Consider the following 25,385-nt stretch of genomic DNA (forward strand, 5'->3'; position numbering starts at 1 on the left):
CCGTCCTTCAGGCCTCGACGGGCTTGCGGCGACTCGCCACCCGCTCGTAGAGACGTTCCAGCGCGGCCGCGGTCCGTTCCCAGGTGTAGCTGCTACGGACCCGGTCCACGGCGGCGTGACCGTAGGCGAACCGGCCGGCGTTGTCGGCGAGCAGCCGGCGCAGGGACAGCCCCAGCGTCCGGACGTCACCGGGTGGCACGAGGCGGCCGGTGACCTCGTCGACGACGGCGTCCGCCAGGCCGCCCATCGCGTAGCCGACAACCGGTACCCCGCACGCCATCGCCTCCAGGGAGACGCGGCCGGCCGAGGAGTAGTGCGGAGTGCAGGCCACCACGTCGGCCGAGCGGTACCAGGTCGCCATCTGGTCGTGCGGTACGGCTCCGACGAGGCGTACCTGCTCGGCGACCCCGGCGCGTTCGGCCAGTTCGCGCAGGCGGCGTGCCTCGGTGTGGTGGGACAGTTGGTCGGCCGGTGGGCCACCGGCGATCACCAACTCGGCGTCGCCGACCAGCCGCATCGCCCGGATCAGGTCGTCCTGGCCGTGCCCCGGGGACAGCCCGCCGACGGAGAGGATCCGGGACCGCTGTTCGCGCGGAGCCGCCTCGCCGTCCGGGTGGAACTGCGCGGTGTCCACCCCGGCCGGCACCATCGCCACGGATGTCCGTTGCAGGCCCATCCGGGTCAACTCGTCGACCTCGTCGTTGGACTGGGCCACGGCGATGTCCACCGCCCGGGTCAGCGCCCGTTCCAGCGGGATGCGCTCCCCCGGGCCGTCGTACCCGCCGCCGAGGTGGCGCAGCTGCTCCACACCGAGCGAGTGGAAGGTCTGTACGACCGGGATGTCGGTCTCCCGGACGGCGTGCGCGGCAGCCAGCCCACCGATCCAGTAGTGCCCGTGCACCACCTCGGGACGCCAGGCGCCGCCCCACTCGTCGGTCAGCCAGCGCCCGAACTCGGTGACGTGCGGGACGAGTCCGGCGGTGGGCAGGGCGGTCGGCGGACCGACTGGCACCCGGTGCACCCGGTAGCCGTCGACGTCCAGCGTCGCCGGCAGTTCCGGGTCGTCCCGGCGCTCGTAGATCCGGACATCATGGCCTCTGCCCGCCAACTCGGCGGCGACCCGCGCGATGTGTTGTCGAGTGCCGACCGGCGGGCCGTCGGCGTGCCGGTACGAACTGCTGTGCGCGCAGACGAGGCCGACGCGCATGGGTCACCTCCCTGCGATCTTTTCCTCGGCGGTCCCGGTCAGAGCGTCCCATTAACCTGCGCGCGCCGAGTCGAAACCTGGCAGATCGGGAACAGTCACCGCGAGTGCCACCGACACTTGCGCCACGGCAATCACAGCGGCCCCGAATCGGAACCTCACCGGCCGGTGGTATGACCGGCCCCGACCCGGGGTACCGCTGGGAGATGCCGCTGACCCGGAGCCTCGACGATTCGACCGTGGTGATCACCGGCGCGTCCAGCGGGATCGGCACGGCCACCGCGTACGCGTTGGCGCGGCGTGGTGCCGCCGTGGTCCTCGCCGCCCGCAGCGAGCAGGCGCTACAGCAGGTCGCGCAGCGCTGCCGGCAACTGGGGGGCCGCGCGCTGGCCGTACCCACCGACGTGACCGACCTCGACTCCGTGCAGCGCCTGGCCGAGCGGGCGGTGGTCGAATTCGGCCGCGTCGACGCGTGGGTGAACAACGCCGCGGTGAGCGCGGTGGGTCTGTTCGACGAGATCCCGGTCGCCGAGTTCCGGCGGGTGCTGGAGGTCAACCTGCTGGGCACGGTGCACGGCATCAAGGCCGCGCTGCCGCACCTGGAAGCGGCCGGCGGGGGCGTGCTGGTCAACAACGCCTCGGTGCTGGCCGAGGTGGCGATGCCGTACCAGTCGGCGTACAACGCCGCCAAACACGGCATCCGCGGCCTGGCCGACACCGTCCGGCAGGAACTGCGGGTCACCGGTCGGGGGCAGATATCCGTCTGCACCGTGTTGCCGGCAACCATCGACACCCCGTTCTTCCGGCACGCGGCCAACCACAGCGGTCGGGAGCTGGTGCCACCCCCGCCGATCTACCCGCCGGAGGTGGTCGCCCAGACGATCGTGCGGTTGCTGCGCCGGCCACGCCGGGAGGCGTACGCCGGTGGGGCCGCCCGGCTGCTCGGCCTCCAGTGGCGGCTGGCGCCGGCGTTGGTCGAGCGGACCCTCGGCTGGTACGCCCACCGCACCCAGTTCGGTCCGGGCGTCCGGCTGGACAGCACTGGCAACGTGTTCCACGCCGACGGGCAGGCCAGCCGCGACGGCGGTTGGCACGGCCGACGGCGTCAGTTGGTGCGGATGACGGCGGCGTTCGGTCTCGCCGCGGCGGGCACCGCCGTCGGCACGATGGCGGCGATCAACCGCCGCTCCCGGTCGATCCGCTGATGACGGGCCCTGCCCCGGTTACGGCGGGAGGGCAGCGGGTAGTGATCAGACATGCGCGACAACGAGTTCCCGACCCCCGTGTCCGACACCGAGGCGGAGGGTCTGCCCGACACCGCCGACGACGACTCGACCGCCTACGACGACGTCCTGACCGGGCGTGAGGCGGACGGTCCGGAGCCGGCCCAGATCCCCGGCGACCGTACGCCGGTGGCGGTGGACCGCTTCGGGACGACCGCCGAGGAGCAGCTGGACGGGGAGTCGTTGGACTACAAGCTCGACCGGGAGGTCTACGAGCGCCCGGTGGACGACCCGCTCGCCGGCCCGGTCGACCCGAAGATCGCCTTCGAGGCGGAGAACGAGGCCGCTGCGGCGGAGGCCCAGCTCGACGCCGACGTGATGGACCCGGGGCCCACCTCGGACCCCAACTCGCCGGTCTCCCTCTACGACCACGGTCAGCTCGGCACGGTCGCCGACGCCACCGTGGGCCGGCTGGTGGAACCGGACGAGGGGGCGCACACCGACCAGGAGACCGATTCGGTCGCGTACGACGCGGGCGCGGCCGGTGGCGGGGCGACCGCCGAGGAGCTGGCCATCCACGAGACCGAACCGCCGCGCTCGGTCTGAGGTCCGGTCAGTCGTCCAGCCCACGCTCGATGGCGTAGCGGGTCAACTCGACGCGGTTGTGCAGGTGCAGCTTGCCCAGCGTGTTCTGCACGTGGTTCTGCACCGTACGGTGGGAAAGGCCGAGCCGCTCGGCGATCTGCTTGTACGACATCCCCTTCGCCACCAGACGCAGCACCTCCGTCTCCCGGGCGGTGAGCCGGGGCGTCCCCGGCTCACCGTCGTCGGCCGTGCCGGCCTCCGGCCCGGCGGCCAACCGGCGGTACTCCCCCAGCACCAGCCCGGCCAGGCCGGGCGTGAAGACCGGGTCGCCGTTGGCGGTGCGACGTACCGCGTCGAGGAACTCGCCGGGCGCCGTCGACTTCACCAGGTAGCCGGTGGCGCCCGCCTTGACCGCGTCGAGCACGCTCTGCTCCTCGCCACTGGCACTGAGCATGAGCACCCGCACGGCGGGCAGGGCGGCGCGCAGCCCGACGACGACCTCGACCCCGGAGATGTCCGGTAGTTGCAGGTCGAGCACGACCACGTCGGGTCGGGCGGCGGCGCCGATCCGGATGGCCTGCCGCCCCTCGCCGCTGGTCGCCACCACCAGGAAGCCGGCCTCCGCCAGGTCCCGGGCCACGCCCTCACGCCACATCGGATGGTCGTCGACCACCATCACCCGCACGGCGTTCACGGCCGCGTCCTCGGCACGGTCAGCTCGATCTCGGTGCCGGCGTCGGGGCTCGACATGATCCGGACCGTCCCGCCCAGGTCGGTCACCCGGCCGCGGATCGACTGGGTGACACCGAGCCGCCCCTGCGCGGCGGCCTCGGCCAGTCGGCCCTCTTCGATGCCCGGCCCCTCGTCACGGATCGACACGGTCACGGTCTCCCCCTCGTCCTCGACCAGCACCCAGGCCCGTCCCCCGGCGTGGCGGCCGACATTGTCCAGGGCCGCGCCGGTGGCGGCCGCCAACTCGCCGGCCACCTGCCGGGGCAGGGTCACCGGGGTGGCGGGCGCCGAGAGCGACACCGCCGTCGAGGCGTACCGGCCGAGCAGGTCCCGCAGGTCCACCGCGTCCGTCCCGGTGATTCCGGCGGGCGTGGTGCCGGCGATCAGAGCGCGCAGCGCGGCCTCCTGCTCACCGGCGAGCCGGGCCAACTCCCCGGCCTCACCGGGCAGGTGCGCGCCGCGCCGCTGCACCAACGCCAGCACCTGCAGGACCGAGTCGTGGATGCCGCGGGCCAACCGCTCCCGCTCCCGGGTGGCCGCCTCCAGCTCCACCGCGTGCTGCAGGCGTTCCTCGGCGCGCACGGCGAGCCGGGCGACGTGCCCGACCACCACCCCGGCGAGCAGCAGCAGGATCACCCCGGTGAAGGAGGACTGGCCGATCCGCTCCCGGGTGGCCAGGTCCGCGCCGGCCACCAGCAGCGCGGCCACCGTGCCGCGCCGCCGGCCGCCGGAGACGGCCCAGGCCAGCACCGGGCCGGCCATCCAGGCCACCCCGAGAGTGGGTACGCCGTGCCCGAGCGCCTGCCGCCCCACCACCCACGGGCTGGACAGCACGATGGCGATCACCACGCCGAGGTCGACCAGCAGCAGTGGCCAGCGACGCCAGGCCGGTCGGGCGTACGCGACGGCGGCCAGCCCGGTCCAGATGACCATCACCAGCACCAGGGCGCCGACGATGATCGGGTGGGCGTACCGGTCGGCGTCGCGTACGGCGAGCACGCCGACGTACCCGAGGGAGGCCAGCCGGAAGACGGTGAGCGCCCGCCAGAGCGGCACCTCGAAACCACCCGGCGGCGACGGCATGGCGGTCAGGATGCCACAGCCGGGTCGGTGACGCGGGGGCCACGTGGTGCGGTCCAGGAAACCCTGACGTACGGTTGAAAAGCCGCGAAATATTCCGAGATCCGCCGCCGGGACAGGGCCATGACGAATGCAGATCCGCACGCACCGCGTACGGTTGTGCCCATCGAACCCGCCCTCCTGATCGCCGAGGCCTTCGACCAGGCCCAGGTGACCGAGATTCGACACTCGGTCACCTCCTGCGCGCACGCCTGCGGCCTCGACGGCCAACGGCTGGACGACTTCGTGCTCGCCGTCAACGAACTGATCACCAACGCGGTGCGGCACGGCGGCGGGCGCGGGTGGCTCCGGCTCTGGCAGGAGCCCGGCGAGCTGCTCTGCGAGGTGGCGGACCACGGGCACGGCATCACCCCGCAGCGCCTCGGCGACCGGAGTCGTCCCGCCGCGGAGACCGCCGGCGGATGGGGCCTCTGGCTGGCCCGCGAGCTGACCGACGCGATGGAGATCGCCACCAGCTCCGCCGGCACCACCGTCCGAATCACCACCACCCTCCCCACCCCCTAACCCCACCCCACCCCGCCCCCGCCGCGCCCCGCCGCGCCGCGCCGCGCCCCGCCGCGCCCCGCCGCGCCCCGCCGCGCCCCGCCCCGCCGCGCCGCGCCCCGCCGATCTTGCACTTTCGGTGGCGACGAAGCGGTCCCAAGGCGACATTTGGGCAGCACAAAGTGCAAGATCGGCGAGCCGAAGCGGGGCGAGGCGAGGGGGCGGGCGGGGCGAGGGGGCGGGCGGGGCGAGGGCGGGGGGCGGGGAGGGCCGGGGCGGGGCGGTCAGCCGAAGAGGGCGGAGACTGACTCGCCGTTGTGGATTCGGCGCATCGCCTCGGCCAGAGCCGGGGCGACCGAGAGGACCTGAAGCTTCGCCACCCGCTTCTCGGCCGGGATGGGGACCGTGTTGGTGCAGACGATCTCCAACACGCCGTCCTGGTCGCTGAGCCGGCGCAGCGCGTCGCCGGAGAACAGGCCGTGCGTACAGGCCAGCCGGATCGAGCGGACCTTCAGGTCGCGCAGGTGCTCCATCAACTCGATCACGGTGCTGCCCTTGGCGATCTCGTCGTCCAACACGATGACGTCCCGGTCGGCCACCTCACCGATCACCGCGCTGATCTTGACGAGGTCGTCGCTGAACCGCTGCTTCGCGCCGGCCGCGACGGGCGTGCCGAGCAGCCGGGCGAAGGCGGCTGCCTCCTTGGCGTTGCCCAGGTCGGGCGAGACCACCACGGTGTTGCTCAGGTCGTACCGCCGGAAGTGCGTGGCCAACTCCCGCAGCGCGTGCAGGTGGTCGACGGGGACGCTGAAGAAGCCGTGCACCTGCGGCGAGTGCAGGGTCAGCGCCAGCACCCGGTCCGCTCCCGCCGAGGTCAGCAGGTCGGCGACGAGCCGGGCGCCGATCGAGATCCGTGGCGCGTCCTTCTTGTCCGAGCGGGCGTACGCGTAGTGCGGAAGCACCACGGTGATCCGGCCGGCGGACGCGCCCCGCGCCGCGTCGATCATCAGCAGCAGCTCGACCAGATTTTCCTGCACGGGCGGCACCAGCGGCTGGATCAGGAAGACGTCCCGCTCCCGGCAGTTGGCCTGCAACTGCACCTCGAGACAGTCGTTGGCGAACCGGGAGACCCGTACCGGATGCAGCGGCACCCCCAGGTGGGCGCAGATCTCGGCGGCGAGGTCGGGATGGGCAGTTCCACTGAAAACGGCGATGTCGCGCACGTTCGCACATCGTAGGCGACGCGGGGCCGACGTGACGCGTGTCGCACCACGCCGCCACTGCGGGTACGGTGCTGCCGTGACCCCCCAGTACGTCGCCGCCATCGACCAGGGCACCACCTCCTCGCGGTGCATCGTGTTCGACGCCGCCGGGGAGATCGTCGCCGCGGCCCAGCGCGAGCACCGGCAGATCTTTCCCCGCCCCGGGTGGGTGGAGCACGACGCCGAGGAGATCTGGGACAACGTCCAGCGGGTGGTCGCCGAGGCGCTGCGGTCCGCCGGCGTCGATCCGTCGGGGCTCGCCGCCGTGGGCATCACCAACCAGCGGGAGACCACCGTCGTCTGGGACCGGGCCACCGGCCGGCCGATAGCCAACGCCGTGGTCTGGCAGGACACCCGCACCGGCCCGCTGCTACGCGAGCTCGCCTCGGCGTACGGCGAGGACTGGTTCCGGGCCCGCACGGGTCTTCCACTGGCCACCTACTTCGCCGGCCCGAAACTGCGATGGCTGCTCGACGAGGTCGACGGCCTACGCGAGCGCGCGGAGCGCGGCGAGGTGCTGTTCGGCACGATGGACAGTTGGCTGATCTGGAAGCTCACCGGTGAGCACGTCACCGACGTGACCAACGCCAGCCGGACCCTGCTGATGGACCTCACCACCCTCGACTGGGCTCCGGAGCTGCTCGACGCGCTGGGCGTGCCCGCCGCGATGCTGCCCGAGATCCGCTGCTCGGCCGAGGTGTACGGGACGGCCACCGGCGTGCTTGCCGGGGTGCCGGTGGCCAGCGCGCTCGGCGACCAGCAGGCCGCCCTGTTCGGGCAGACCTGCTTCCAGCCCGGCGAGGCCAAGTGCACCTACGGCACCGGCAGCTTCCTCCTGCTCAACACGGGCGCCACCCCGGTGCCGTCCACGCACGGCCTGCTCACCACGGTCGCCTACCGGATCAAGGACCAACCACCGGCGTACGCCCTGGAGGGCGCCATCGCGGTCACCGGATCGCTGGTGCAGTGGCTGCGGGACAACCTCGGGTTGATCTCCTCCGCGGCCGAGGTGGAGGACCTGGCCCGCACCGTGGACGACAACGGCGGCTGCTACGTCGTGCCGGCGTTCTCGGGCCTGTTCGCCCCGCATTGGCGCAGCGACGCGCGGGGGGTGATCGCCGGCCTGACCGGCTACATCACGAAGGGGCACCTGGCCCGGGCGGCGCTGGAGGCGTCGGCGTGGCAGACCCGCGAGGTGGTCGACGCGATGGACGCCGACTCCGACGTGGCGCTGCGCCGACTCCGGGTGGACGGCGGGATGACCGCCAACACGCTGCTCATGCAGTTCCTCGCCGACGTGCTCGACGTCCCGGTGGTCCGCTCCCGGATCACCGAGACCACCTGCCTGGGCGCCGCGTACGCCGCTGGCCTGGCGGTGGGCTTCTGGCCCGACCTCGCCACCCTGCGCGCGCAGTGGCGCTCCGACGCGCGGTGGGAATCGACGATGGCCGCCGAGCTGCGTGAGCGGGAGTTGCGTCAGTGGCGCAAGGCCGTCCAGCGCACGCTCGACTGGGAGGAGTGAGTCATGCCGCAGGTGGTCCTGGCGATCCTGGCGGGCCTCGGCCTGGCCGGAAGCGCGTACGCCCTCGTCCGGTTCCGGCGCGACCTCGGTCTGCTGCGCCGGGGCGTACGAACGCCGGGTGAGGTGGTGGAACTGCGTCCGGTGACCCGGGGGAACGGTCCCCGCACCTACTACCCGGTGGTGCGGTACCGACTGGTCGACGGGACCGAGGTGACCGCGACGCCGGGGCGCTTCCGGCAGACCCCGCTCTCGGCCGCGCCCGGGCCGGTCACCGTGGTGTACGAACCCGAGCGTCCGAACCGGATCCTCGTCGAGTCGCCGAGCATCGTCGGAAGGTCCTCGGTGCTGGTCCCGTTCGTCTCGCTGCTCACCGTCAGCGTGACCGTGCTGCTGGTCGGCGTCGGGATCTTTGTGAGCCTGGGCTGATTCGCGCTCCACAGTGGTCCGATCCCCCATGGGTGGACCGTGGTGGGTACCGTCGGCCGGTCACATCGACGACAGCGGGAGGGACACGATGAGCGGGCCGATCGGCGGCACACCGAATCCGGACGTGATGGCGCAACTGTCGGCGCGGATGCGCGAGCAGTTGAGCCGCGGCGAGGAGCTGCGCGAACGGTTGACCGGGTTGACCGGTCACGCCGAGAGCGAGAACGGGTTGGTGCGCGTCACCTGCACCGCCGACGACCCGGCGCGGGAACTACACCTCGACCCACGGGCCCTGAGACTGCCCGCCGCCGAATTGTCGGAGCTGGTCGCCGGCCTCCTGCGCGAGGCGCGGGCCGACCTGGCGCGGGCGACCAACGAGGTGATGCGTGAGTTGGGTGGCCCGGCCGGCCCTGCGGCGGTGCTCCACGACCCGGCGGCAGCGCAGGCGAAGCTGGCGCAGCTCAACGACATGGTCAGCGGGCCGCTCCGGGAGAGCACGGAGATGCTGGAACGGCTGCGGCGTCAACTGGGGGTCTGAGGGCGCCAGCCCAGGAGCGGGTCAGCGGCCGCGCCGCACCCGCTGCACGCCCGCCCGCAGGAAGACGACGGCGAGCGCCACCGTCACCGCCAACAGGACCGCGCCCACCATCAGCGGGGCGATGAGCCAGGCCATCAGGCTGGCGGTGGCCCGGTCGCCGTTGGCCCAGCCGTCGACCCGGTCGCCGGTGTGAAACGAGCCGCCGCCCACCGGGCCGCTGACCACCCTTCCGTCGGACATGTTCCAGGTGCCCCGGCACCGCTGGGTCCCCTTGGGACCACCGTTGTCACAGGACTCGACCTGGATGCTCACCCGCTCGGCGCCGATCAGGTTGCGGCCGAGGCCGATGGGCAGCACCAGCAGGACCAGGAGCATGAGGATCGGCACCATAACCCGCTGCCAGCGCGGTCGGCGGGCCATCCGGGTCAGGTAGTCCTCGGGGGGCGTCGACGCGGAACGTCCGGCTGCCATGGTTCGCAGGCTACCAGCGACGGGCACTCACGCCCATCCATGATCCTGTTAGGCTGTCCGCGCTCCGGCACCATGAACATCGATCACGTACACGGGGAGAGTCGATGATCGAGGTTGACCCGCCGGCGATCCGCGCGCTCGGCGACACGATCGAGCGTCAGGTCGGGCCGCCCCTCGACGCCTGCGCCGAACTGCTGGAGTCCGCCCGCGCCATCGAACACAGCAACTTCACCTCGGTGGTGCCGCAGCTCGCGGTCGCCTACGTCGGCGCGATCGAGTTCGTCGAGGAGCAGTTGCGCACCAAGCGCGAGCACCTCGCTGAGGTCCGGTCCCGGCTGGGCCGTACGGCGGACAACTGGGAGGCCGCCGAGACCGCCAGCACCATCGCTCCCCGCTGAGGACGCCGGAGACCGACATGGCAGACCCCACCTACCCCGCAGCCGCCGCGAAACTCGCGATGACGGAGATCAGCCTGGCCGCCGCGGTCATCCCCGCCGCCTGGCCGATCGCCCAGATCGTCTACTTCAACCAGTGCGACCCCGAGACGATCATGCGCAAGGGCGGCGACTGGTTGGCCATGTACGACCAACTCGGCACCGCCCACGGCAACCTCGACGACGCCCTCGCGACCCTGACCGCGGCCCAGTGGAGCGGCAAGGACCGCGAAGCGTTCGGGGTGCACATCAACGCGTACGGAACGCAGATCGTCGGCACCCAGGTCCTCACGGTCACCGTGGGCGTCACCATGCTCTGCGTCGGAGCCGCCCTACTCTGCCTCGTCGTGGCGTACGCGGTGGTGTCCACCATCCTGGCGGTCTTCGCCGCCTTCATCGCGGCGGCCGGGGCAACCGTCGTCGGCGCACCGGCTGCGGCGTCCGCCCTGGCGACGGCGAACTCGTTCGCCGCCTCGGCGCTCAGCTTCCTCAAGGGGATCGAGACGATGGCCGAGGCGATCGCCACCGGCGGGGCGGCGGCCATCGCGGGTGCCGCCTCGTTCGACGTCGGCACCCACCTGGGCAGCGGCGACGTCGGGGTGCTCAAGGATCTGGTCCAGGCCACCGTCGACGGGCTCGACAATGTCGCCGCCGGGTTCCTGTCCAAGTGGGAGCGCGACTTCGTGGGGTACGGCATCCACAGCGGCGCCCGACACGCGGTCGGTTCCCCGACCGGCCCCGGCTACCTGGTGTACGGAGGCGGCACCCAGGTCGCGCCGGCCGGCACGGACGGCGACGGAGACACCGTCTACGGCACCTCGGGCGTGGTCGACAACCTGTGGTCGAGGTTGTTCGGGAACGACGCCTGGAACCACTGAGGGTCCCAGGCCGGCGCGGTCACTCCCAGCGGTTGCCGGTGAGCTTCTCGTACACCTCGACGTAGCGGGCCCGGGTCGCCTCGACGACCTCGGCGGGTACGTCCGGCGCGGGCGGCAGCTTGTTCCAGCCGCTACCGGTGGCCCAGTCCCGCACGTACTGCTTGTCGTAGGAGAACTGCACACGGCCCGGCTGGTACGACTCGGCGGGCCAGAACCGCGACGAGTCAGAGGTCAGCAGTTCGTCGGCGAGCACCAGGGTGCCGTCCGACGCCCAACCCAGTTCAATCTTGGTGTCGGCGATCAGGATGCCCCGGTCGGCGGCCAGTTCGGCCCCGCGCCGGTAGATGTCGAGGGTGATCTGCCGCAGCCGCTCGGCGGTCTCCTGGCCCACCTTGGCCACCACGTCGTCGTACGTGATCGGCTCGTCGTGCTCGCCGGCCGGCGCCTTGCTCGACGGGGTGAAGATCGGCTCGGGCAGGATCGACGCCTCGCCGAGCCCTCGGGGCAGCGGTACGCCGGAGACCGTTCCGGTGCGCTCGTACTCGCACAGGCCGCCGCCGGTCAGGTAGCCGCGGGCGACACACTCGACGGGGACCATGTCGAGCCGCTGGCAGCGGATCGCCCGGCCGGCGAACTCGGCCGGCACATCGGTGGCCGAGATGACGTGGTTCGGCACCAGGTCGGCGAGCTGTTCGAACCACCACAACGAGAGCGCGGTGAGCAGTCGACCCTTGTCCGGGATCGGTGTCGGCAACGGCACGTCGTAGATCGAGATGCGATCCGACGCGACCAGGATCAGGTCGTCGCCGTCGGCGTACACGTCCCGGACCTTGCCCGAGTGCAGAAGTTCCACGTGCCCTAGTACACCACGTGACGCCGCCGGGTCCGTCCGGCCACCCCTGGGCCCACGGGCCGACCGGGGTGACCGGACGGACGTTGACACCCTCCTGCGCCGCCTGCGTGAATGGTCCGACCCCCGTCCGTCGGTGCCAGGAGACCCCGTGTCCGCTGTTCGTCCCCCGATCAACCGGTTTGCCGCCGACCCGGGCCGACGCCGGGTGCTCACCGCGCTGTTCGGCGCTCCCCTGCTGGCCACCGGCGGCCTGGCCGGGTGCAGCGACGGCGCCGACACCTCGACCGGGAACGGCCCGGTCGAGCTGTCGGTCTTCTGGTGGGGCGGGGCGAAGCGGGCCGAGCTGACGGAGAAGGTCCTCCGGCTGTACTCCGAGCGCAACCCGGGGGTCACCTTCCGGGTGACCTGGCAGGGCGTCGACGGCTACTACGAGCGGCTCGCCACCCAGGCGGCCGGCGGGAACGTCCCGGACCTGATCCAGCTCGACGACTCGATGCTGGCCGAGTACACCCAACGCCAGATCACGCTCGACCTGAGCCAGCCGATCGCCGATCACCGACTGGACCTGCGTGGCCTGCCGGAGGGTCTGGTCCGGTACGGCACGGTGGACGGGCGGACGACGGGGGTCGCGGCCGGGCAGACACTCGCCGCCGTGGTCTTCAACCGGGACCTGCTGCGCGAGCTACAGGTGCCCGAACCGCGTGGCGGAATGTCCTGGGCGGACTACATCGCCTGGGCGCAGCTGGTCACCGAGGCCAGCGACGACCAGGTGGCCGGCACGATGGACGCGTCCGGCGACTACCGCGCCCTCTGGCTCTGGCTCCGGTCCCAGGGCGGCGAATTCTACCGGGGTCGGGAGCTGGGCTTCGGCGCCGACGAGCTGATCGCCTGGTTCGAGCTGTGGCAGCGGGCCCGCGCCGGCCGGGCGACGCCGGGCGCGGCCCTCGTCGAGCAGGCCGACAGCGGGGAGCCGTCCCGGCAGCCGGTGGTCACCGGGTTGACGGCCGCGTCCTTCGCCTGGTCCCACCAACTGCCGGAGCTGCAACGACTCACCGACTCCGAGCTGGGCGTGGTGGGCTTCCCGGGGCCGCCGGGCGCCCAGTGGGCACGCGCGTCGATGTACTGGGCCGGCTTCCGGGGCACCCGCCACCCGGACACCGTGGCCGACGTGATCAACTTTTTGACCACCAACGGCGAGGCCGGCACGGTCCTCGGCCACGAGCGGGGCCTCAACCCCAGTCTCGCCGTTCGCCGGTACACCCAGGGCAGCATCACCGACCCGGCCCAGCAGCGCGCCGCCGCTCTCGGGGACAGCCTGGCCGATCAGCTCGGGCCAGCGCCGTCACCGCCACCGAAGGGCCACGCCAAGGTACGCACCCTGCTGGTCACCGCCGCCGAGCGGGTCCGGGTCCGACGGGACGGTACCCGAGAGGCCACCGCCCGCTTCCTGTCCCAGGCCATCGGCGCCCTGGCGGGCTGAGCCCGGGTCGTCAGCGCGACGGGTCGGGCTCAGCCCACGAGCGCGACGGATCAGCGCGGCGGGCCGCCGCGACGGTTACGCGTGAGGCGCAGCACCAGGAACACGATGATCGCGACCACCACGAGGCAGCAGAGCAGACCGAGGAAGCCGAAGCCGCCACCACGGGAGCGCCGCCGCGCGGCCTCCACCACCACCTCGCCGGCCCCCGTGGACGCCCAGGCCGCGACCGGCACGAAGACCGCCAGGACCACCGCACCGAGGACCGCGCTGAGCCGGCCCCACCACTTGCCGAAGGAAGACATGCGCCCATCCTCGCCGAAGGGCGCAACCTCGGCACGGCGGTAGACGCCAAATTCACGGGACCGGGCACGGCGGGCCGCGCAATGCGCCCGCAACCACACGGTAAAAGAGATGATCTTTACATCGATCCATCCAGATGATCGGATTCGGCAACTGGTCATCTCAGGAGGCACTGTGCGGCTCTCTCTCACCCGAAGATCTGCGGCAGCAGCGGTGGGCGTCACCCTCGTCACCGCTCTCGTCACCCCAACGACGGCCCACGGCGCTCCGGCGTCCCCACCCCCGACGGCGCCGCCGGGCCGGGCGGCTGACGCCGCGGCCACACCCGTGACGGTCACGCTCGTCACCGGCGACCGGGTCACGGTGACCCCCGGGCGCAACGGCACGACGCCCACCGTGGACGTCGTCCGCGCCCCGGGCGCCACCGGCGCCGTACGCATCGCCACCGAGGGCCGCGACACCTACGTGTATCCGGACGAGGCGTTGCCGTACCTGGCCACCGGTCGCCTCGACAAGCAACTCTTCGACGTCACCCAGCTCGTCGCCCAGGGCTTCGACGACGCGCGGGCCGACGCGCTCCCCCTGGTCGTCACCCGCACCGCGGGCTCGGCGGCGCTGCGGAGCCGCACCGACCTGCCGGGCGCGGAGACCACGCTGGACCTGCCGTCGGTCCGTGGCCAGGCGATCCGCGCCCACCGCCCACGGGCCGCCGAATTCTGGTCGGCCCTCACCGGCGGCCGCCAGCCCGGCGGGACGGCGTCGACGGCCCGCGCCGCCGACACCGCGACGCCCTCCTTCACGGCCGGCATCGACAAGGTGTGGCTCGATGGCAGGGCGAAGGCCGCCCTCGCCGACACCACCGCTCAGATCGGCGCGCCGGCGGCCTGGGCCGCCGGTGGGACGGGCAGCGGCGTACGGGTGGCCGTGCTGGACACCGGAGTGGACACGACCCACCCGGACCTGGTGAACCGGATCGTGGCGTCCCGAAGCTTCATCCCCGGCCAGGACGTCATCGACCGCAACGGGCACGGCACCCACACGGCCTCCACGGTCGCCGGGACGGGCGCCGCGTCGGACGGTCGGGAGCGGGGTGTCGCCCCCGACGCCGACCTGGTGATCGGCAAGGTCCTCGACGACTTCGGAAGCGGCTCGATCTCCGGGATCATCGCCGGCATGGAGTGGGCGGCACGGACCGAACACGCCAAGGTGATCAACATGAGCCTGGGCGTCAGCGCCTGGCACAGCCAGGACGATCCACTGAGCCAGTCCGTCAACCAACTGACCGCCGAGACCGGCGCGCTCTTCGTCGTCTCGGCCGGCAACAGCGGTCCCGACCCGTACACCCTGGGCGCGCCCGGGACTGCGGACGCCGCGCTCACCATCGGCGCGGTGGACGCCACCGACCACCTGGCCGACTTCTCCAGCGCCGGGCCCCGGATGATCGACGACGGCCTCAAGCCCGACCTGACCGCCCCCGGCGTCGACGTGCTGGCGGCGCGCTCGCAGCACATCGAGTGGGGCGAGGGGTTCTACCGTCTGGACAGCGGCACCTCGATGGCGGCGCCGCACGTCGCCGGAGCCGCCGCCCTGCTGGCGCAGAAGCACCCCACCTGGAGCGCCAGCCAGATCAAGGACGCCCTCATGGGCACCAGCGTGCCCACGCCCGACTACAGCGCCTACCGGGCCGGTAGTGGTCGGGTGAACGTGGCCGCCGCCTACCACCAGGACCAGATCATCGCCACCGGATCGGTCGACGCCGGACTCGTCCCGTGGTCGCCCGGCGCGCAGCCGAAGCCGATCACTCGGAAGATCACCTACACCAACACCACGGGCAGCGCCATCACCTTGGCGCTCGCTGTCGAGGGCGCCGACGCCCCCGCCACGACGTTCGCGGTCGGTGCCAGCCAGGTGACGGTACCGGCGGGGGGCACCTCGACAGTCGACGTCGTGGTGGACCCGAAGGCGCTGACCCCCGGCCGGTACTCCGCCCGGATCACCGCCCGCCACGCGGCCGGTGCCGTGCACACGGCCGTCGGGATCGCGGTGGAGTCCAGGAAGTACGACCTCACGATCCACCTGAGGGACCGCGGCGGCCGGCCGATGAGCGGTGAGGTCGAGATCGTCAGCGCCGACGGCGTCTCCACCTTCATGTGGGTACGGGATGGAAAACTCGTCAGCCGATGGGCCCCCGGCTCCTACACCGTGGTCGGCGCGGTCGACGTCGAGGGCCTGCACGGCGACGGCTCCCTCGGCCTCGCGATGCTGACCGTGCCCGAGGTCGAGCTGACGACCAACCGGGTCGTCGTACTCGACGCCTCGGCGGCCCGTCAGGTGAAGGTGGCGACAGCGCAGCCGACCGCCGTCACCAACAGCCGCATCGACGTCTACCGCTCGTTCACCTCGCGCGAGCCGACGCCCAGCGACGCGAGCGCCCTGCGCGAGACGTTCTGGCCCGGCGCCACCTACGACAGTCTGTGGGCGCTCCCCACCAGGGGCACGGTGCGGGAGGGCAGCTTCGTCTTCACCACCCGGATCCGGGCGGAGCAGACGCCACTGGAGATCAGTCACGACGGCCGTCGTACCGGTGACCCACTCGCACAGCCGGGCGCCCGCCCGCTGACCGACGGCACCACGCGCCTGGACGCCGTCTTCGCCGGCACCGGCGCGACGGCGGACTACGCCGGGGTCCCGGCCCGCGGCAAGGCGGTCGTCGTCCGACGCGACGACGCCGTGTCCCCGTCGGACCGGGTCAAGGCGGCGACCGCCGCCGGCGCGGCGCTGCTCCTGGTCGTCAACGACGGCGAGGGCCGCGCCAGCGAGTGGTATGGAGAATCCGACGGTACGACGAACGGGCCGCTCCCGGTCGCGTCACTGATCGCGGGCGACGGCGAGAGCCTGATCGGCAAGATCACCGCCGCCGGCCGCAAGGGGGTACGCCTCACCGTCACCGCCCACCCCTCGTCGCGGTACCTGTACGACCTGGTCGACTACCACCGTGGCGGCGTACCCGTCGACCCGTCGCCCAGGACCGACCCGAAGCACCTCGCCCGGATCGACCTGGTGTTCGCCCCACCACCCGGCCAGCAGGCCGCCGAGACCCGGACGGACTTCCCGCCGTACGAGTGGGCGGCCGCTCGCGGGTTCCGCTTCCAGCCGGTGGCCCCGGGACCACGTACCGACTGGGTCTCCGCCGGCGACGGCGTCCGGTGGAAGCAGTTCGCCGACGTCCTCAACTGGGGGCGGTCGTACACGGATGAGATCGCCTACCGGCCGGGCAGCGTCCAGAAGGACCGTTGGTTCGGGCCCATCACGCGGCCACGCCTGCTGACGTACGACATCCCGTTCCGGGGCGAGTTCGGGATCAGCGCCTACATCCAGGGGTTCGGCGACGGGGGGTCCGCGCACAGCGGCGGGGCCGCGATGCTGCAACGAATCTCGTTCTACCAGGGCGACCGGCAACTGGTGCAGTTCGAGAACTGGCCGGAGCTGTTCGCCGGTGAACTGCCGGCGCAGCGGTCACCGTACCGGCTGGTCGTCGAGACGGAGACCAAGCCGGAGTTCAGCCCGTACTCGTCGAGCACGCGTACCGACTGGACCTTCTTCTCCGCCGCTGTCGCTGGCACGGACGTGCAGGCGATGCCGCTGGTCCAGTTGGACTACGGCACGGACGTGGACCTGGCGGGCCGCGCGGCGCGCCGGAACGACCTCACCATCACCCCGGTGGTGGTGGGCAGCACGGCCGCGAAGGACGGCGTCTCCTCGCTCGGCCTCGAGGTGTCGTACGACGACGGACGCACCTGGCAACGGCAGAGCCTCAAGGAGCGCGGGGGCACCTGGACGGCGGCCCTGAACGCGCCGGGCCGGGCCGGGTACGTGTCGATCCGGGTCACCGCCAAGCAGCGTAACGGCGGTGGCGTCACCCAGACCGTCATGCGGGCCTTCGGCCTGCGGTGACATGTGCGCGGGGGCCGGTTCGCGCCGGCCCCCGCCCGCGACGGCGGCGACGTCGACCGGAACGACAGAACCCGGTCCCTGTGCGGGAACCGGGTTCTTGTCGTACCTCGTGGTAGCGGGGACAGGATTTGAACCTGCGACCTCTGGGTTATGAGCCCAGCGAGCTACCGAGCTGCTCCACCCCGCGTCGGCTGTTAAAGCTTAACCCACTCGTCCCGGCGATGATCAGCGGGGGGTCGCCCCACCGGGCAACCGCGCGAGCGGACGCGCCAATGACGAAAGCCCGCCTCCGGAAGATCGGAGACGGGCTTTCTCTCGTAGCGGGGACAGGATTTGAACCTGCGACCTCTGGGTTATGAGCCCAGCGAGCTACCGAGCTGCTCCACCCCGCGTCGGCTCGCTAACCGTAGCGCACCGACCCGGGGCACCGCAAAGCGACTCCGATACCGCCGTCAGCCCAGCCAGTTCTCGATCGCCGCCACCGCACGCCGGCTGTCGGCGTCCACCTGCGCGCGCTCGGCGGCGGTATACTCCCAGCCCTGCTCCCAGAGCACCGTCACCACGTCGTCGACCCGGACCGCCCGGACCAGCCGCACCTCGTACGCGCCCGGGTCGCCCATGCCCGCCGGGTACGGGGCCCGCAGCTCGAACAGCACCGACTCGTCGCCGTACGCACCCGGGTCCAGGAGTCGCTGCCGCCAGACCCTGGTGTCGTCGGGCATCTTCTGCTCGGGGCAGGCGCGCACGGCCTGCCGCAGCTCCCGCAGCGCGTCGTCGGCGCGGCCCGGACGGTAGATGGTGATGCTGTGCCGGTAACTGCCGTCCGGCACATTCCCGGCCGGGGTCTCCGGCCGCTTGTAGGCGATCGACCGGGCACGGCGCTGCACCACCGCCGACTCGCTGGCGTACCGGGCGCCGCACAGCGTCGGCAGGACCGGCCCCGCGGCGGTCGACTCCAGACCGGTCCGGTTGGCGGCCGCCAGGACGAAGAAGGCCCGGTCCGGGATCGAGGTGGGCGCGTGGGCGGTGGCCTGGCCGGTGGGCGCGCCCGACCGCGTACCCCCTGCGGTGGTGTGCGACGGCGTCGGGGACGACGATTGCGGCGTGGGCGGCGCGGACGCCGACGGGGTGGGCGTGGAACTGCCCGCGACCGACGGCGGGGCCGGCGTGTCAGCCGGTGGCGGCAGCGGCACGGACCCGTCCACGGGGAACGCCAGGCGTCCGCCGACGGCGACCCCACCGAGCAGCACCGCCACCGCCAGCGCGCTACCCGCCGCTCGGACCAGGGCCCGCCGGTCGGCGTGCCGCCGGACCACCTCGGGAGGTGCCACCGTCACGTCGTCCACGGCGACGGTGAGCGATCGGTACAGGTCGGAGAGTTCAGCGGACATCGTTCGCCTCCAGTTCGTCGATGTGGACGTCGGGCAGCAGTACGGCCAGCCGGCACCGGCCGCGGGACAACCAGGACTTGACGGTGCCGACCGGCACGTCGGCCTCCCGGGCGATCTCCTCGACCGACATGTCGAAGAGGTAGTGCAGAGCCAGCGCCTGTCGCTGCGCGGCCGGCAGTTGACGGAGCGCGCTCACGAGCAGCACCCCGTCCTCACCCGGTGGGGGCGCGGTCGGCGGCGGACCGCTGCGGCTCAGCAGGACCCGCCGACGGTGCAGGTGCCGCCAACGGTCGTTCGCCAACCGGGAGACCACCAGTCGCAGCCATGCCTCGGGCGCCGGGTGCTCGGCGAGCCGCCCCCACTGCCGCCAGGCCCGCGCGAACGCCTCCTGCACGACGTCCTGCGCCTCGGTGTGGTCACCGGTCACCGCGTAGCCGTACCGGATCATCCGCCGGACGGTGCCCCGGTAGAAATCGTCGAAGCTCTGTGCGTCCCTCACGACTGCCCCCTTGTCCGCCCCCGATGCATCAAGGACGGCAGGGGGCCGGCCGGGGTTGCGGCTCGGCTGGACAAAGCGTGTCGGAGAGGCGACAGGCCGGCATACCGTACGGATGCGACGGAGCCCCCGACGTCCGGACCCGGGGGTCCGACGTCGAGGGCTCCGGTGTGCCTGACGAGCGGCTGGTCAGCCGCCCGGCGTGGCGCTCGGGGTGCCGGACGGCGGGGGCGCGCCGCCGCTCGCCTGCTGCGCCTGCTGGAACGCGGTCAACGCCTCGTCCAGCGCCTTCAGCGCGCGGCCGTACCGTTCGAAGTCCCCGGAGGTCTGCGCGGCGCGAACCTCCGTGATGGCGGACTGCACCCGGTCCGCGGCGACGGCCAGATCGCCGGCCGGCGGGGCGGTGCCGCCCGGCGTCGGGGTCGCGCTCGGCGTCGCGCTCGGGGTCGCGCTCGGCGTCGCGCCCGGCGACGGGCTGGTCGGGTTGCCACCCGTGGTGGGCGGCGGCGAGGTGCCCTGCCCGGCCTTCTTACCCTGATCGACCAACTGCTTGATGCCGTCGTTGATGTTGTCGGCGAGCGCCACGAACGAGCCGCCGTCACCGTAGGAGAGCAGCACCTTCTGCAACAGCGGGTACGCGTCCTGCTGGTTGCTCTTCACGTAGACCGGCTCGACGTAGAGCATCCCGTCGGCGAAGGGCAGTGACAGCAGGTTGCCGTACTGCACCTGCGCCTGGTTGCTGGAGAGCAGGTTGAGCTGCTGACGGATGTTCGCGTTGTTGGTCATCTGCTGGTGCACCTGCACCGGCCCGGAGATCCGGGTCTGGTCCGGCAACTCCAGCACCTCCAGCCGGGGCTTGCCGTCGACGTACGACCCGGAGATCAGCGCGGCCAGGTTCTGCCGGCCGTTCGGGGTGACCGCCGAGGTGAGCTGGAACCGAGGGCTCTCCTGCCCGGGGAACTGGGTGAACAGGTAGTACGGCGGCTGCTTCTGCCCGCTGTCCGGCGCGTCCGGCACGTTCGGCACCTGCCAGAAGTCCTGCGCGGAGTAGAAGTCACCCGGGTTGGTCACGTGGAACTTGGTGAGCAGGTTCCGCTGCACCTTGAACATGTCCGCCGGGTAGCGGAAGTGCTCGTTCAACTCGACCGGGATGTCCGCCTTCGGCTTGATCAGGTCACCGCCGAACGCCTTGTTCCACGCCTTGAGCACCGGGTCGGTGTCGTCGTACTCGTAGAGCGTCACGGTGCCGTCGTACGCGTCGACGGTGGCCTTCACCGAGTTGCGCATGTAGTTGACGTTCTCCCGGGCCAGTTGGAAGGTGCCCCGGTTGGTCAGCTCGTCGGTCGTCTCGACCTGGAGGTTGACGCGCTCGGCGTACGGGAAGGTGGCGGCCGTCGTGTAGCCGTCGACGATCCACTGCACCCGACCGTCGACCACCGCCGGGTACGGGTCACCGTCCAGCGTGAGGAAGGGCGCGACCTTCTCGACCCGGTCCCGCGGGTTGCGCACGTACAGCAGCTTGGAGTCCTTGTTGACCGCCTCGGAGAGCAGGAAGTTCGACTCCTGCTCCTTGATGGCGTAGAGGAGCCGTCGCGAGAAGGAATCGAGCTTGACGCCGCCCTCGCCGGTGTAGGTGTAGGACTCACCGCCGCCCTCACCGACGGGCCTGTCGAACTCGGCCTTCTTGTTCGGGTCGGACTGCCCGACGATCGCGTAGTCGTCGGCGGCCATCCGCTCGCCGTAGTAGATGCGCGGCTGCTTGGCGGGGATCTGCTCGGTCTGCGAGGAGCACGCCTCCTGGGTCCGCTCGCCGAGGAAGCCGGAGACGAAGAACGGCTGCCCGCCGCACACCACCTGGTTCGCCGGGGCGGCCACCAGTCCGTACCCGTGGGTGTAGACGGTGTGCCGGTTGATCCAGGTGTTCTGCTGGTCGGTCAACTCGCCGTAGTTGATCTCGCGAACACCGACGACGTAGTCGGACGTCTTGCCGTTCACCCCGTACCGGTCGATGTCCAGCTTGGGGCCGAAGTCGTAGAAGCCCCGGACCTGCTGGAGCTGGGTGTACGTCTCGCTGACCAACTGCGGGTCGAGCAGGCGCACGTTGGACACGACGGACGTGTCGGTGGCCAGGTTCGCCGGTGGGGTCAGGTTGCTCGCCGCGTACGGGGTGGTCTCGGTGTTGCCCAACCCGAACGCCGCCCGCGTCGCGTCGATGCTGCGCTGGATGTACGGCGCCTCCTTGTCCTTGGCGCTCGGCTTCACCTCGAAGGTCTGCACCGCCCAGGGGTAGATGCCGCCGATCGCCACCGCGGAGACGCCCAGCAGGGCGAGCGAGATGCCCGGCCACACCAGGTTCCGCATCCAGGCGTTGGAGAACACGACGATCGCGATGGCCACGACGACCGAGATGTACGCCAGGATCTCCTTCGCCGTCAGCAGCGCGTTGACGTCCGCGTAGCCGGCGCCGTACAGCTTGGCGCCCTCGTTGTACTCGAGCAGCATCGCCCGCCGGTCCAGCACGTACGCGAGGGCCTTGAGCAGGACGAAAACCGCGACGAGACTGCTCAGGTGCGCGCGCGCCGCGTTGCTCATCCGGTCCCCGACGCCCTGGAGGCGGACCCCGCCGAAGAGGTAGTGCACCGCCAGCGCGCCGATCAGCGCCAGCACCACGGCGGTGAAGCCGACCCCGAGCAGGTAGCGCCAGAACGGGAGCTGGAAGACGTAGAAGCCGATGTCCACCCCGAACTCCGGGTCCACGGCACCGAAGTCACCGCCGTTGCGGAACAGCAGCCACTGGTCCCACCGACTCTGGGCGGACAGCCCGGCGAAGAGGCCGATCACGGCGGCGATCAACGCGATCCAGGTGCCGAGACGCGGGCTGAGCGCCATCCGGTAGCGCTCCAGCGTGGCCTGCTCCGCCGAGTGCGGTCGCAGTCGCGGCCGCAGCCGGTACGCCAGCCACAGGTTGCCGCCGATGACCACCGCCATGCCGAGGCCGATGACTGCGAAGAGCAGTAGTCGGGTGACGAGCACGCCGGTGAAGACCTCGGTGTAGCGCACCTCGTCGAACCAGAGCCAGTCGGTCCAGGCCTGGACACCCCAACCGAGCAGGGTGAAGAGCACGAACACCCCGACCAGGACGGCGATGGTGACCCGGCCGCGCCGGCTCATCCTCGGCAGAGGGCTGCTGCTACGCATTACCACTGTTGGCTCCGCACGCTCGATGTGATCGGCTCCGATCAGGCACCCAGAGTACGGGTTGTTCCTGAGCGTGTCGGGGCACGGTCACACGGGTCAGCAGCGCGTCGGCTGACCACCCGCGCGCAGCGTCTCCAACGCGGTCAGCGCCTCGTCCAGCGAACCCACCTTCAGCAACGGCAGGTCGGGCTGCGGGTTACGGACCGCCTCGGCACAGTTGTCGGCCGGAACCAGGAAGACCTTGGCCCCCGCCCGCTTCGCGCCGACCAGCTTCTGGGCGATTCCGCCGATCGGACCGACGGTGCCCTCGTCGTCGATGGTGCCGGTGCCCGCGATGACCTTTCCGCCGGTGAGGTCGGCCGGGGTCAGCTTGTCCACGATGCCCAGGGCGAACATCAGACCGGCGCTCGGCCCGCCGATGTCCTCCAGGTCGATGCCGAGCGTGAACGGGTGCGGCTGCTGCTGGTCGATCTCGACGCCGATCCGCGGCCGACCGTCCTGCTCCCGGCTGGTCACCGTCGCGGTGGCCGGCGTGCCGTCGCGCGTGTAACCGATGGTCAGCGCCGTACCCGCCGGCTTGGCCCGGATCAACTCGGTGACCTTGGCAGCCACCGGCACCGGCTGACCGTCGACCGAGGTGACCACGTCGCCGACCTTGAGCGTCCCGGCGGACGGGCCGTCCGCCGCGACCGTCTTGATCACGACCTGCACCGGGAAGCCCAGTTCCCGCAGCGCGGCGGTCTCGGCGCTGGTCTGCGACACCTTGAAGTCCTCGGCGTTGCGCTGCTCGACCTGCTCGGTCGACTCCCCCGGCGGGTAGACCAGTTCGCGCGGCACCACCGCCTCGTCGTCGGAGAACCAGCCGGCGATCGCCGAGCGGAGCCGAACCGTCGGCTGCACCCCCACCGTCGTCAGCCGCAGCTGGCCCGCCGACGTGGAGGTCTCTCGGCCGGTGACCTGGATGACCTCCTTACCGTCGGTCGTCCCGAGCGTGTTGACCGTCGGGCCCGGGCCGAGCACCACGTACGGAATCGGCACCCGGAGCACCCCGATACTCAGCAGGGCGGTGAACAGGGCACCGAGCAGGACCGTCAGGCCACGACGTCTCATGCGCCAGAGCGTACCGATCGCCACCGGCCGGTCCGACGGATGCGTCACACGACTTCGCCCTCAGCGCAACGCCAGCGGCGACTACCTGGGGCGCGGCGCGCGTACCGTAGAGGTCGTGCCTGATATTCCGTTCGGTTTCGCGCTCCCGGGTGGGCAACCACCAGACCCCAACGATCCCGCGCAGATGCAGCAGTTCATGTCGCAGTTGCAGCACCTGCTCTCGGCGCCGGGCAGCGGGCCGGTCAACTGGGACCTGGCCCGGCAGGTAGCGGCCAGCCAGCTCGCCGCCGCCGGTGATCCGGCCGTGTCACCGTACGAGCGCAACGCCGTCGAGGAGGCGTTGCGCCTGGCCGACCTGTGGTTGGAGCCGGCCACGTCGTGGCCGTCCGGCATCCAGTCCCCGGTCGCCTGGAACCGCAACGAGTGGATCTTCAAGACGCTCGACGTGTGGCGCAAGCTCTGCGACCCGGTGGCCAGCCGGATGGTCGGCGCGATGGGTGACCTGGTGCCGCCGGAGGCGCGCGCCCAGCTCGGCCCGATGCAGTCGATGGTGGCCACCCTCGGCGGCGCGCTCTTCGGCGGCCAGCTCGGGCAGGCCCTCGGCTCGCTCGCCGCGGAGGTGCTCTCCGCCGGTGACATCGGGCTGCCGCTCGGCCCGGCCGGCACGGCCGCGCTGATTCCGGCCAACATCCGCGCGTACGGCGAGGGCCTGGAACTTCCCGAGGACGAGGTACGCCTCTACGTGGCGCTGCGCGAGGCCGCCCACCAGCGGCTGTTCCAGCACGTTCCGTGGCTGCGCGGACACGTGTTCAGCGCCGTGGAGATGTACGCCGCTGGCATCCGGGTCAACCGTGAGGCGATCGAGGAGGCGATGGGCCGGGTCGACCCGACCGACCCGGAGTCGATGCAGGCGATCGCCCTGGAAGGCATCTTCACCCCCGAGGACACTCCGGCGCAAAAGGCCTCGCTGGCCCGCCTGGAGACCGCGTTGGCCCTGGTGGAGGGCTGGGTGTGCCACGTGGTGGACAGCGCCGCCGGCGACCGGCTGCCCAACGTCGTACGGCTGGGCGAGGCGTTCCGCCGCCGCCGGGCCGCCGGTGGCCCCGCCGAGCAGACCTTCGCGGCGCTCGTCGGCCTGGAGCTGCGCCCGCGCCGGCTGCGCGAGGCGGCGGCCCTGTGGGCGGCGCTCACCCAGCACCGCGGCATCGAGGGCCGGGACGCCGTCTGGGGTCACCCGGATCTGCTTCCCTCGGACGACGACTTCGCCGACCCGGTGGCGTTCGCGATGAACGACATGGACCTGAGCGAGCTGGACAGCTTCGACTTCACCGCCCCGGGCGGCGCGCACGAGAAGGCGCCGGGCGAGTCCGACGACGACGAGGGCGACAACGACGACAGCGACAGCGGCACGGACGGCGGCACCAAGAGCTGACGCGGCCAGGCCGGGCGCCCGCGAGTCGGGCGTCCGGCACACGCCCGGCGCAGCTCGGGCGTCCGACACGCGCCCGGCTCGGCTCGGGCGTCCGACACGCGCCCGGCGCGGCTTGATGATCCACTCGGCTTCCTGGAAAGCGGGTTGTCCGCGCGGCCTGGACGCCGCGCTTTCCGGGAACCCGCTTGGATCACGCCCGCGACAACCCCGCGCGGGGCGGCCGACGCCTCGACGGCGCGGCGGCCAGGCGGGGCAACCGGGCACGGCGACGGC

The 25,385-nt window shown here is 72.0% G+C and carries 22 protein-coding genes and 2 tRNA genes; 11 read left to right on the forward strand and 13 right to left on the reverse strand.

Annotation, left to right across the window (positions count from 1 at the left end; genetic code table 11):
- Positions 1-7 precede the first annotated feature (7 nt).
- Complete coding sequence (locus tag ACIBTX_RS19285) at positions 8-1,207, reverse strand: glycosyltransferase (RefSeq protein WP_357125889.1); 1,200 nt, start codon at positions 1,205-1,207, stop codon at positions 8-10.
- A gap of 203 nt (positions 1,208-1,410) precedes the next feature.
- Between ACIBTX_RS19285 and ACIBTX_RS19290 the strand changes: the two genes are divergently transcribed.
- Together ACIBTX_RS19290 and ACIBTX_RS19295 are read left to right on the forward strand one after the other, a co-directional pair.
- Positions 1,411-2,409, forward strand: coding sequence for an SDR family oxidoreductase (locus tag ACIBTX_RS19290; RefSeq protein WP_357125892.1), 999 nt, complete (start codon positions 1,411-1,413; stop codon positions 2,407-2,409).
- A 51-nt stretch (positions 2,410-2,460) separates the two neighbouring features.
- Positions 2,461-3,033 carry a DUF5709 domain-containing protein gene (locus ACIBTX_RS19295; protein WP_357125896.1) on the forward strand — a complete coding sequence of 191 codons (573 nt, stop codon included), beginning with the start codon at positions 2,461-2,463 and terminating at the stop codon, positions 3,031-3,033.
- Positions 3,034-3,040: 7 nt separating this feature from the next.
- Here the strand turns inward: ACIBTX_RS19295 and ACIBTX_RS19300 are convergent, their stop codons facing one another.
- Together ACIBTX_RS19300 and macS are read right to left on the reverse strand one after the other, a co-directional pair.
- Entirely contained in the window at positions 3,041-3,688 is a 648-nt protein-coding gene (locus ACIBTX_RS19300) for a response regulator transcription factor (RefSeq protein WP_357126556.1), read from the reverse strand.
- A gap of 14 nt (positions 3,689-3,702) precedes the next feature.
- Entirely contained in the window at positions 3,703-4,827 is a 1,125-nt protein-coding gene (gene macS, locus ACIBTX_RS19305; protein WP_357125899.1) for a MacS family sensor histidine kinase, read from the reverse strand.
- 120 nt (positions 4,828-4,947) lie between these two features.
- On the opposite strand from macS, the gene ACIBTX_RS19310 reads away from it, so the two are divergent.
- Positions 4,948-5,388 carry an ATP-binding protein gene (locus tag ACIBTX_RS19310; protein WP_357125902.1) on the forward strand — a complete coding sequence of 147 codons (441 nt, stop codon included), beginning with the start codon at positions 4,948-4,950 and terminating at the stop codon, positions 5,386-5,388.
- A 263-nt stretch (positions 5,389-5,651) separates the two neighbouring features.
- On the opposite strand, the gene ACIBTX_RS19315 is transcribed toward ACIBTX_RS19310, so the two are convergent.
- On the reverse strand, positions 5,652-6,590 hold the full coding sequence (locus ACIBTX_RS19315) for a ribose-phosphate pyrophosphokinase (RefSeq protein ID WP_357125905.1): 939 nt from the start codon (positions 6,588-6,590) through the stop codon (positions 5,652-5,654).
- 76 nt (positions 6,591-6,666) lie between these two features.
- Here ACIBTX_RS19315 and glpK point away from each other — a divergent pair, with 76 nt between their 5' ends.
- The 3 genes from glpK to ACIBTX_RS19330 all read left to right on the forward strand — a co-directional run bounded on the left by glpK (position 6,667) and on the right by ACIBTX_RS19330 (position 9,115).
- On the forward strand, positions 6,667-8,151 hold the full coding sequence (glpK, locus tag ACIBTX_RS19320; protein ID WP_357125908.1) for a glycerol kinase GlpK: 1,485 nt from the start codon (positions 6,667-6,669) through the stop codon (positions 8,149-8,151).
- A gap of 3 nt (positions 8,152-8,154) precedes the next feature.
- Entirely contained in the window at positions 8,155-8,577 is a 423-nt protein-coding gene (locus ACIBTX_RS19325; protein ID WP_357175336.1) for a DUF3592 domain-containing protein, read from the forward strand.
- 88 nt (positions 8,578-8,665) lie between these two features.
- Positions 8,666-9,115, forward strand: coding sequence for a YbaB/EbfC family nucleoid-associated protein (locus tag ACIBTX_RS19330; protein ID WP_357125914.1), 450 nt, complete (start codon positions 8,666-8,668; stop codon positions 9,113-9,115).
- 21 nt (positions 9,116-9,136) lie between these two features.
- Here ACIBTX_RS19330 and ACIBTX_RS19335 read toward each other — a convergent pair whose 3' ends face one another.
- Positions 9,137-9,586, reverse strand: a complete 450-nt coding sequence (locus tag ACIBTX_RS19335; RefSeq protein ID WP_355050553.1) for a hypothetical protein — start codon at positions 9,584-9,586, stop codon at positions 9,137-9,139.
- A 104-nt stretch (positions 9,587-9,690) separates the two neighbouring features.
- Here ACIBTX_RS19335 and ACIBTX_RS19340 point away from each other — a divergent pair, with 104 nt between their 5' ends.
- Both ACIBTX_RS19340 and ACIBTX_RS19345 read left to right on the forward strand, forming a co-directional pair.
- A complete protein-coding gene (locus tag ACIBTX_RS19340; RefSeq protein WP_357125918.1) occupies positions 9,691-9,984 on the forward strand; it encodes a hypothetical protein in 294 nt (97 codons plus the stop codon).
- A gap of 17 nt (positions 9,985-10,001) precedes the next feature.
- Positions 10,002-10,898: a hypothetical protein gene (locus ACIBTX_RS19345; RefSeq protein ID WP_357125922.1), complete on the forward strand. Its 897-nt coding sequence runs from the start codon at positions 10,002-10,004 to the stop codon at positions 10,896-10,898.
- Between the two features lie 19 nt (positions 10,899-10,917).
- On the opposite strand, the gene ACIBTX_RS19350 is transcribed toward ACIBTX_RS19345, so the two are convergent.
- Positions 10,918-11,751, reverse strand: coding sequence for a phosphoribosylaminoimidazolesuccinocarboxamide synthase (locus ACIBTX_RS19350; RefSeq protein ID WP_396832815.1), 834 nt, complete (start codon positions 11,749-11,751; stop codon positions 10,918-10,920).
- Positions 11,752-11,899: 148 nt separating this feature from the next.
- Between ACIBTX_RS19350 and ACIBTX_RS19355 the strand changes: the two genes are divergently transcribed.
- The gene (locus ACIBTX_RS19355) at positions 11,900-13,231 is read left to right on the forward strand and encodes an extracellular solute-binding protein (RefSeq protein WP_357125928.1); all 1,332 of its coding nucleotides are present in this window, start codon (positions 11,900-11,902) and stop codon (positions 13,229-13,231) included.
- A gap of 50 nt (positions 13,232-13,281) precedes the next feature.
- Here the strand turns inward: ACIBTX_RS19355 and ACIBTX_RS19360 are convergent, their stop codons facing one another.
- Positions 13,282-13,533 carry a hypothetical protein gene (locus ACIBTX_RS19360; protein ID WP_357125931.1) on the reverse strand — a complete coding sequence of 84 codons (252 nt, stop codon included), beginning with the start codon at positions 13,531-13,533 and terminating at the stop codon, positions 13,282-13,284.
- 172 nt (positions 13,534-13,705) lie between these two features.
- Between ACIBTX_RS19360 and ACIBTX_RS19365 the strand changes: the two genes are divergently transcribed.
- A complete protein-coding gene (locus ACIBTX_RS19365; RefSeq protein ID WP_396832816.1) occupies positions 13,706-17,485 on the forward strand; it encodes a S8 family serine peptidase in 3,780 nt (1,259 codons plus the stop codon).
- Positions 17,486-17,595: 110 nt separating this feature from the next.
- On the opposite strand, the gene ACIBTX_RS19370 is transcribed toward ACIBTX_RS19365, so the two are convergent.
- The 6 genes from ACIBTX_RS19370 to ACIBTX_RS19395 form a co-directional block, all read right to left on the reverse strand.
- Positions 17,596-17,672, reverse strand: a tRNA-Met gene (locus ACIBTX_RS19370).
- Positions 17,673-17,803: 131 nt separating this feature from the next.
- A tRNA-Met gene (locus tag ACIBTX_RS19375) sits at positions 17,804-17,877 on the reverse strand.
- A gap of 60 nt (positions 17,878-17,937) precedes the next feature.
- Positions 17,938-18,876: a hypothetical protein gene (locus ACIBTX_RS19380; RefSeq protein WP_357125938.1), complete on the reverse strand. Its 939-nt coding sequence runs from the start codon at positions 18,874-18,876 to the stop codon at positions 17,938-17,940.
- Positions 18,866-19,375, reverse strand: coding sequence for a SigE family RNA polymerase sigma factor (locus ACIBTX_RS19385; RefSeq protein WP_357125941.1), 510 nt, complete (start codon positions 19,373-19,375; stop codon positions 18,866-18,868). Before ACIBTX_RS19385 ends, ACIBTX_RS19380 begins: the two co-directional genes overlap by 11 nt.
- 186 nt (positions 19,376-19,561) lie before the next feature.
- Positions 19,562-22,570: a UPF0182 family protein gene (locus ACIBTX_RS19390; RefSeq protein ID WP_363661141.1), complete on the reverse strand. Its 3,009-nt coding sequence runs from the start codon at positions 22,568-22,570 to the stop codon at positions 19,562-19,564.
- Between the two features lie 96 nt (positions 22,571-22,666).
- Positions 22,667-23,680, reverse strand: a complete 1,014-nt coding sequence (locus ACIBTX_RS19395) for a PDZ domain-containing protein (RefSeq protein WP_357125946.1) — start codon at positions 23,678-23,680, stop codon at positions 22,667-22,669.
- Between the two features lie 115 nt (positions 23,681-23,795).
- Here ACIBTX_RS19395 and ACIBTX_RS19400 point away from each other — a divergent pair, with 115 nt between their 5' ends.
- Entirely contained in the window at positions 23,796-25,112 is a 1,317-nt protein-coding gene (locus ACIBTX_RS19400; protein WP_357397482.1) for a zinc-dependent metalloprotease, read from the forward strand.
- Positions 25,113-25,385 lie beyond the last annotated feature (273 nt).

This window comes from Micromonospora sp. NPDC049359 (genome assembly GCF_044466585.1).
Taxonomy (GTDB): Bacteria; Actinomycetota; Actinomycetes; order Mycobacteriales; family Micromonosporaceae; genus Micromonospora.